Source organism: Intestinibacter sp. (genome assembly GCF_022780145.1).
GTDB lineage: Bacteria > Bacillota > Clostridia > Peptostreptococcales > Peptostreptococcaceae > Intestinibacter.
Genome location: NZ_JALEXO010000231.1, coordinates 1 through 6,450, shown reverse-complemented (window position 1 = coordinate 6,450; position 6,450 = coordinate 1). Strand labels below are relative to the sequence as shown.

Annotated in this window: 7 protein-coding genes and 1 pseudogene; 1 reads left to right on the top strand and 7 read right to left on the bottom strand. The window is 28.8% G+C overall.

The features are described 5' to 3' along the window. The 4 genes and pseudogenes from MR593_RS13595 to MR593_RS08760 form a co-directional block, all read right to left on the bottom strand. A pseudogene (locus MR593_RS13595) lies at positions 1–128 on the bottom strand (DNA-binding response regulator); the annotation flags it as partial. Beyond that, positions 125–778: a M15 family metallopeptidase gene (locus MR593_RS08770; RefSeq protein ID WP_290691968.1), complete on the bottom strand. Its 654-nt coding sequence runs from the start codon at positions 776–778 to the stop codon at positions 125–127. The gene MR593_RS08770 and the pseudogene MR593_RS13595, both read right to left, overlap by 4 nt. 192 nt (positions 779–970) lie before the next feature. After that, positions 971–1,396: a hypothetical protein gene (locus MR593_RS08765; RefSeq protein ID WP_290691966.1), complete on the bottom strand. Its 426-nt coding sequence runs from the start codon at positions 1,394–1,396 to the stop codon at positions 971–973. Between the two features lie 43 nt (positions 1,397–1,439). After that, positions 1,440–2,669 carry an RtcB family protein gene (locus MR593_RS08760; protein WP_334301810.1) on the bottom strand — a complete coding sequence of 410 codons (1,230 nt, stop codon included), beginning with the start codon at positions 2,667–2,669 and terminating at the stop codon, positions 1,440–1,442. Between the two features lie 233 nt (positions 2,670–2,902). Here MR593_RS08760 and MR593_RS08755 point away from each other — a divergent pair, with 233 nt between their 5' ends. Next, complete coding sequence (locus MR593_RS08755; protein ID WP_290691962.1) at positions 2,903–3,892, top strand: glycosyltransferase family 2 protein; 990 nt, start codon at positions 2,903–2,905, stop codon at positions 3,890–3,892. Between the two features lie 35 nt (positions 3,893–3,927). Here MR593_RS08755 and MR593_RS08750 read toward each other — a convergent pair whose 3' ends face one another. The 3 genes from MR593_RS08750 to MR593_RS08740 all read right to left on the bottom strand — a co-directional run. Beyond that, complete coding sequence (locus tag MR593_RS08750; protein WP_290691960.1) at positions 3,928–4,452, bottom strand: cob(I)yrinic acid a,c-diamide adenosyltransferase; 525 nt, start codon at positions 4,450–4,452, stop codon at positions 3,928–3,930. A 25-nt stretch (positions 4,453–4,477) separates the two neighbouring features. Then, positions 4,478–5,413: an alpha/beta hydrolase gene (locus MR593_RS08745; protein ID WP_290691958.1), complete on the bottom strand. Its 936-nt coding sequence runs from the start codon at positions 5,411–5,413 to the stop codon at positions 4,478–4,480. Between the two features lie 239 nt (positions 5,414–5,652). Next, a partial coding sequence (locus tag MR593_RS08740; protein WP_290691956.1) for an IS1595 family transposase occupies positions 5,653–6,450 on the bottom strand: 798 nt, incomplete at its 5' end.

Below are 6,450 nucleotides of genomic sequence, written 5' to 3'. Positions count from 1 at the left end.
TCCATTATATCTAAGGCTTCTTGACCATCCTTTGCCTTTACGACCTTATAGCCTTCATTTAAAAGATATATTTCAAGTAAATCTCTTATTTCTTTTTCATCATCTGCAACTAATATTTTATTATTCAAGTCGAACCATCCTTCCTAAGTGACAAATCATCGACATACGCTTCAAGTGTTAAATTATTTTCGTAGATGTATTTAGCTACGTCCTCTCCTACATATCTAATATGTACAACGTTTTTCTCTTTGCAATCTCTAATTACAAAGCCGTATTTATATGAATTTTTTTCAATCCATTCGTACTCTTCACTATCTTTTTGAAGATTATACTCTTTATTAGTTAAATCTATACAAAGACCAGTTTGATGCTCGCTAGTACCTGGTTTTTCCACTAAACTATCTGCCTCGTCACTTCCTACCTCTAAGACCTTCATATAGTAGTCTTTGTACTGTTCTGCATAAGATATATACGCTGATTTTCCTATTAAATCTATATTATCTTGAGCTGCATCATCTACTAATTTTTCTAAAGCTTCTTTCGCCTCTTTAGTCATTTTCTTCTTTGAGTCTTCCGTATCATTTGCAAAAGAAATATTAATTTCTCGTAAATTTTCTGGAATAAATCTACTGCTAAGCTGATTTTCTTCATTTACAATCAAAGCCATGCCATTACTTGTATTGTCACCATAAACATATTTATTTGATACTATATATTTCGTAAAACTAAATCCTATAAATAATATTACTACCAACAATAGAACTTGGACCTTTTTCATAATTATTCCTCCTTAAAAAATATAAAGTATATCTTAAGGTGAAATAATTAATATATATATAATATATCCTTACATAATTATAAAATATTTTTACGAAATATTAAATTACATTTTTGTCATTTGTAAACAAAATAAAAGAAGAATAAGTTTACATAATATTATACTGGTAAACTTATTCTTCTTAACCCTTTTTTAGTTATATAATTCTTCTAAAAGATCTTTAGCAAAGTGATTTATAACTACGTAATCTCCTTCTATGTCCTTTTTATTTATCAACCCTGTAAATATATTAGAATTTCTAATTTCAAGAAGCATGAAGCTGTTTATCTTGCAAAGTGACAATATATAAGAGTAATCATCGTCTATTATAAATCCATTTTCAAAATCGTAGTCCTCACTTATTATTTCAAAGTTTTCACCGTAAGTTCCTCTATCTGTATGAATTATAGGTAAGTACTTGTGAAATTCACTTATTGCATAAGATTTTTCATAGCGAACTTTGAGTCTCTCCTCTTGTGATAAGTCGAAGTAGCCTTTACCAAATATAGAAGCTAATAAATCGTTTATATTATTTAGTTTAAATTGTTGTCCTTGTATTATTACAACTAATGGTTCCATCTCTATTCCCCCTATAATTATAAATTTAAAAGACTCTATAAGTCTAATTGCTCTTAAAATTGTAAATTGGTTTTATTATTTTAACTATATCTACTGTATCTGTTATATTGTTTAAAATATCTTCAATAGGCTTATATGCCTGAGGAGCTTCATCCAAAGTAGATACGTTTACGCAGGTTGTAAAAATGCCCTTCATAGAAGCTTTGTAGTCATTCATATGGATTTTGTCCTTGGCTCCTGCTCTAGATAAAATTCTACCTGCACCATGAGGAGCTGAGTAGTTCCAGTTTGGGTTACCTTTACCTTTTCCCAATATGACTCCATCTCTCATATTTATAGGTATTAGTAAATCCTCTCCCTCGTATGCAGATATGGCTCCCTTTCTCAAAATAGACTTGTCTATTTCTATATAGTTATGGATACTTTCAAATTTATTTAACTCGTCGTAATCTAATCCTATAAATTCAACTATGCGTCTCGCCATAAGTTCTCTATTTTTAGTGGCGTACTTTTGTACAATATCCATATCGTGAAGGTAGTTTTTTAAATTATCTCCCTCTATATAACATAAATCCTTTGGTATCTTGCTCTCTACACGAAGAGATTTCTTTAAATTTTTAAGAGCTTTTTCTATCTTTTTGCTCTTGCCTGATTTTTTATATTCGTCTATCAATTCCTTTGATTTTTTTTCGTATTCATCACTTATATAGTTTAAAGTATTATACCCGACAGATTGATAGTAATTTGCAACTTGAAGACCTAAGTTTCTGCTGCCTGAGTGAATAACCAAATACTTATTGTCAAAATCATCTTTATCGATTTCTATGAAATGGTTTCCTCCTCCAAGTGAACCTAATGCCCTGTTAAATTCAGTTGGTTTTTTAGGAATATCGTCTAAGCATTTTATTTTAAGTATTTCATCTAAATAGTCTATAACCGGTTTATCGTTTATTTTAAATCCATGTGGTATGTTGTCTTTTATAAAATCATCGATTTTCTTTAAATCCAAATCTAGTTTTCCAAGCTCAACACATAAAACGCCACACCCTATATCTACACCTACTAAATTTGGAACTATCTTATCCTTTATAGTCATAGTAGTTCCTATTACACAGCCAGAACCTTTATGGCAGTCTGGCATTATTCTGATATTTAAATCCTCTACAAATTCTTGATCTAGAAGCTGTTTAACCTGAGCTATAGTTTCATCATCTATATTTCCTGTAAACACTTCCGCCTCGTTGAAATTTCCTTTTATAATCAAATTAAACACTCCTTTTTAAAAAATATACCCATTTATTATGAATGAAAATCAAAAAACAAAGCAAAAATAGACTATATAATTAATATTAACGTATATACTTTTTAAATTCTATATAAATATAACTAAAATATAACTATTTTGTAATGAAACTGTAAGATTAGGCAAGAGAATAATATGATATACTCTAATTGTCAATAGATTTTTCGTTTAAATTAAAACAATTAATATTAAGGTGGTGAATTATGAATACTAAAAAACCAAAAATTAGTGTTATTATTCCAGTTTACAATACATCTATTTACTTACGTCAATGCTTAGATTCTGTTTTAAATCAAGATTTTGACGATTACGAAGTAATATGTGTAAACGATGGATCTACAGATAACTCTCTTGAAATTTTAAGAGAATACGAAAAAAAATCATCTAAAATAAAAGTCGTAGATCAAATAAATAGCGGTGTTGCAACTACACGTAATACAGCTCTTAAAAATGCTTCAGGTGATTTCCTTGCATTTTTAGATAGCGACGATTTTATAAAAGAAAACTACTTGAGTAAATTATACAATACTGCTTTAAATACAGGTAGTGATATAGTTATATGCAATTTTTACAGATATTACGAACAAACTAATTTTGCAAAGCCCGTATTTTATAAATTTAGAAGGGGTCAATTTGATAAATACGAAATATTAAAGGGGTTAATTCCAGACAACCTAATTCATTCATATCTATGGAATAAATTATGGAGAAGAGAAATATTTGAAGGTCACAATATATTTCCAAATATGAAATTTGAAGATTTGGCAATTATGTCGGAATTAATATACAAAGCAAACAAAATAACAGTTATACCAGACGCCCTTTACTACTACAGAATAAGAAAAACTAGCATAGTTAGAAGTATTTCTCTACAAACTCAAAACGACTATCTAAAGGCATATGCTTTTATTCGTCTATTTTTAGAGGAAAATAAAGAATATCAAAGATTCAAAAGACAGTACTTCTATCTATCACTTAAAGTCTACATAGTTATGATAGCTGTGAACTTTATGCTACTTAAAGAACAACCTTCTTTAAAACTATTTATGCAAAATATGCTATCTACAAAGCTATTTATCAGAAATTGCCAATTAGACGATTTTAAGATGACTAAAGAAGACATATTAAATACTAATGTCTTATCGACCGTATTAAACAGTATAAGATTATTAAATACAAAAGCTCCAAAGTAGATTTTACTTTGGAGCTTTTTAATAGAAGCGATTTGCTAAAATTTAACAGGAATTATTTCCTCTTCGCTGTAACGAGCTAAAATATATAAAAGATCAGATAATCTATTTACGTACTTCAATAATATAGGGTTAATTCTATCCTCTCTAGATAAAGTTAAAATCCTTCTCTCCGCCCTTCTGCAGACAGTTCTAGCAATATGTAAATTGGCAGAACAAATTGATGTTCCTGGAACTATAAATTCGTTTATTTTTTCTATTTTCTCTGTATAACAGTCTATTAATTTTTCTAATTCTTCTACATCCTCTTCTTTAGTTATATTTTTATATCTTTCATAATTTATAGTAGATAATTCTGCTCCGACATCAAACAATTTTTTTTGTATTTTTCTCAACACCTCTTTATCTTCGTCTTTTTCTAGATAATTTACACAAAGACCGATATACGAATTTAATTCGTCGATTGTACCATAAGCTTCCACTCTAATGCTGTCTTTTTCTATCTTTGTTCCACCAATTAGAGATGTAGATCCCTTGTCACCTTGTTTAGTATAAATTTTCACAGCAAAAACTCCTTTCTATATAAAATCAAATATATTTATTTACAAAGCTATCTATTTCACTCCAATATTTATCTGGATTTTCGCTTTCGGCATGAGCATGTGAAGCTCCTTTTATAATTAACTTTTTCTTTTCACTTGTACAAGCTTTGTAAAGCTCATCCAACATATAAAAAGGAACAAATTTATCATCGTCTCCATGTATAAACATCATAGGTACCTTCGATTTTGAAACACATTCTATAGGACTTGCCTCGTTTAAATAATATCCAGCCTTGATTTTAACTATTAAATTAGCTATATTTAATATCGGAAATGAAGGCACATTAAACAATTTTTTAAGTTGATATTTAAACTGCTCTAATGCTGATGAATATCCACAATCTTCTATTACGACCTTTACATTTTTAGGAAGCTCATCCTCAGCACTCGCTATCATAACTGTAGCAGCACCCATAGAAACCCCGTGAATTAAAATTTCAGAGTCGCCATCTTTTGAAATGATGTATTTAAGCCACTCAATTAAATCCTTAGCATCGTGATACCCCATTCCTATATAATTTCCTTCGCTCTTGCCGTGACTTCTCAAATCAATAGATAAAACATTATATCCTATATTATAATAATGAAGCGCCTTAGTACTAAGGCTGAAAGCATCTGCCATATATCCATGAACTGTAACTGCCCATTTATTAGTATTTTTATTGGATACAACCTCGTGAGCATGTAATTTTAGCCCGTCGAAGGAAGTTGTAAAAACATCTTTGAACTTAGACTTTTTTTCTAACCATTCCTCCTCTTCAGTTAACTCATGATGACTTAGACCGTCGTTGCTGAAAATCATCTTTTTTGAAGAGTTTGGATTTATTGCTAGATTATAAAAAAAGTTTCCTGCAAAAAATAATGCTATAACAGCTACAATTGCCAATGTTATAATTATCGCCAAAAAAATCTTTATATTCATTACAATCTCTATCCTTTCAATAATATATTATGTAGTTTTTTCAATTTGATAACCTTCGAATGAAGATTTTTAATTTAATTAAATTTTATCCATATTATCGCATTTTTACAACTATTATTTAATAATATCTATCTTTAGCGAAGCTTCACCACTCTATCAATTGCTATTATGAATATGTTTAAGAACTTTGTGAAGAATTATAGTTCTAATATCTATTTTTTCAAAATAAAATTTATTCATTATAATAATTCTACAAATCTATTTTTTATCATATACTGAGTAATATAAAGATCTCTTGTCGCCAACTCCATAAATAATTCCTTTATTCGATTAAATTCTTTATATTTCTTACTTATAAATAAAAACTTAAACCATGTTAAATAATTATTTAAATATTTAGTAGCAACTCCATTAAAATTTCTCATCCATTCTCTTAATTCTCTATTGTATTTAAAAACTCGTTTCACATTATAAATAGGATTACTTTGTCCAAACACTTTCATTAGTTTTAAATCTAGCTCTCTAGCTACTTTCCTATAATTCCATGAATACACACATAAAGTTACATCTTTTTCTACTTTCCCCTCAAAAAATGACACCATATCTTTTGATTTGATTTTATTATTACTTTTTCCAAAATCATTATCTACTATTCTTGTAAGTATATGTCCCTTTTTATCAATTGCTGTATTAATACAAATTTGATTCTGCTTAATATTCTTCCTACTTGTAATCATACCCACAGTTGTATTAAAATGAACACCTAAACAAGGTACTCTACTTTTATCAAATGTTTTAATATATTTTTCATCAAAATGCATATAAGCAGGTGATCCTTTGAAAGATTCGTTGATATAGCAAGCATCTGTCTCAACTATACCCTCTAAAATTTCATCTTTTAAAGATAAATTAATAACGTCTAAAATCCTGTGACGCATAAAAAATGCAGTTGGCACGCTAACGCCAACTTCTTCTGCACACATTCTAATAGTTCCACCTTCTATCATAAATTGACAATATTTTAGCCATTTTTCCAA

Coding starts and splice junctions, on each gene's coding strand:
- MR593_RS08770 (WP_290691968.1), bottom strand. CDS start 778: ATGAAAAAGGTCCAAGTTCTATTGTTGGTAGTAATATTATTTATAGGA.
- MR593_RS08765 (WP_290691966.1), bottom strand. CDS start 1,396: ATGGAACCATTAGTTGTAATAATACAAGGACAACAATTTAAACTAAAT.
- MR593_RS08755 (WP_290691962.1), top strand. CDS start 2,903: ATGAATACTAAAAAACCAAAAATTAGTGTTATTATTCCAGTTTACAAT.
- MR593_RS08745 (WP_290691958.1), bottom strand. CDS start 5,413: ATGAATATAAAGATTTTTTTGGCGATAATTATAACATTGGCAATTGTA.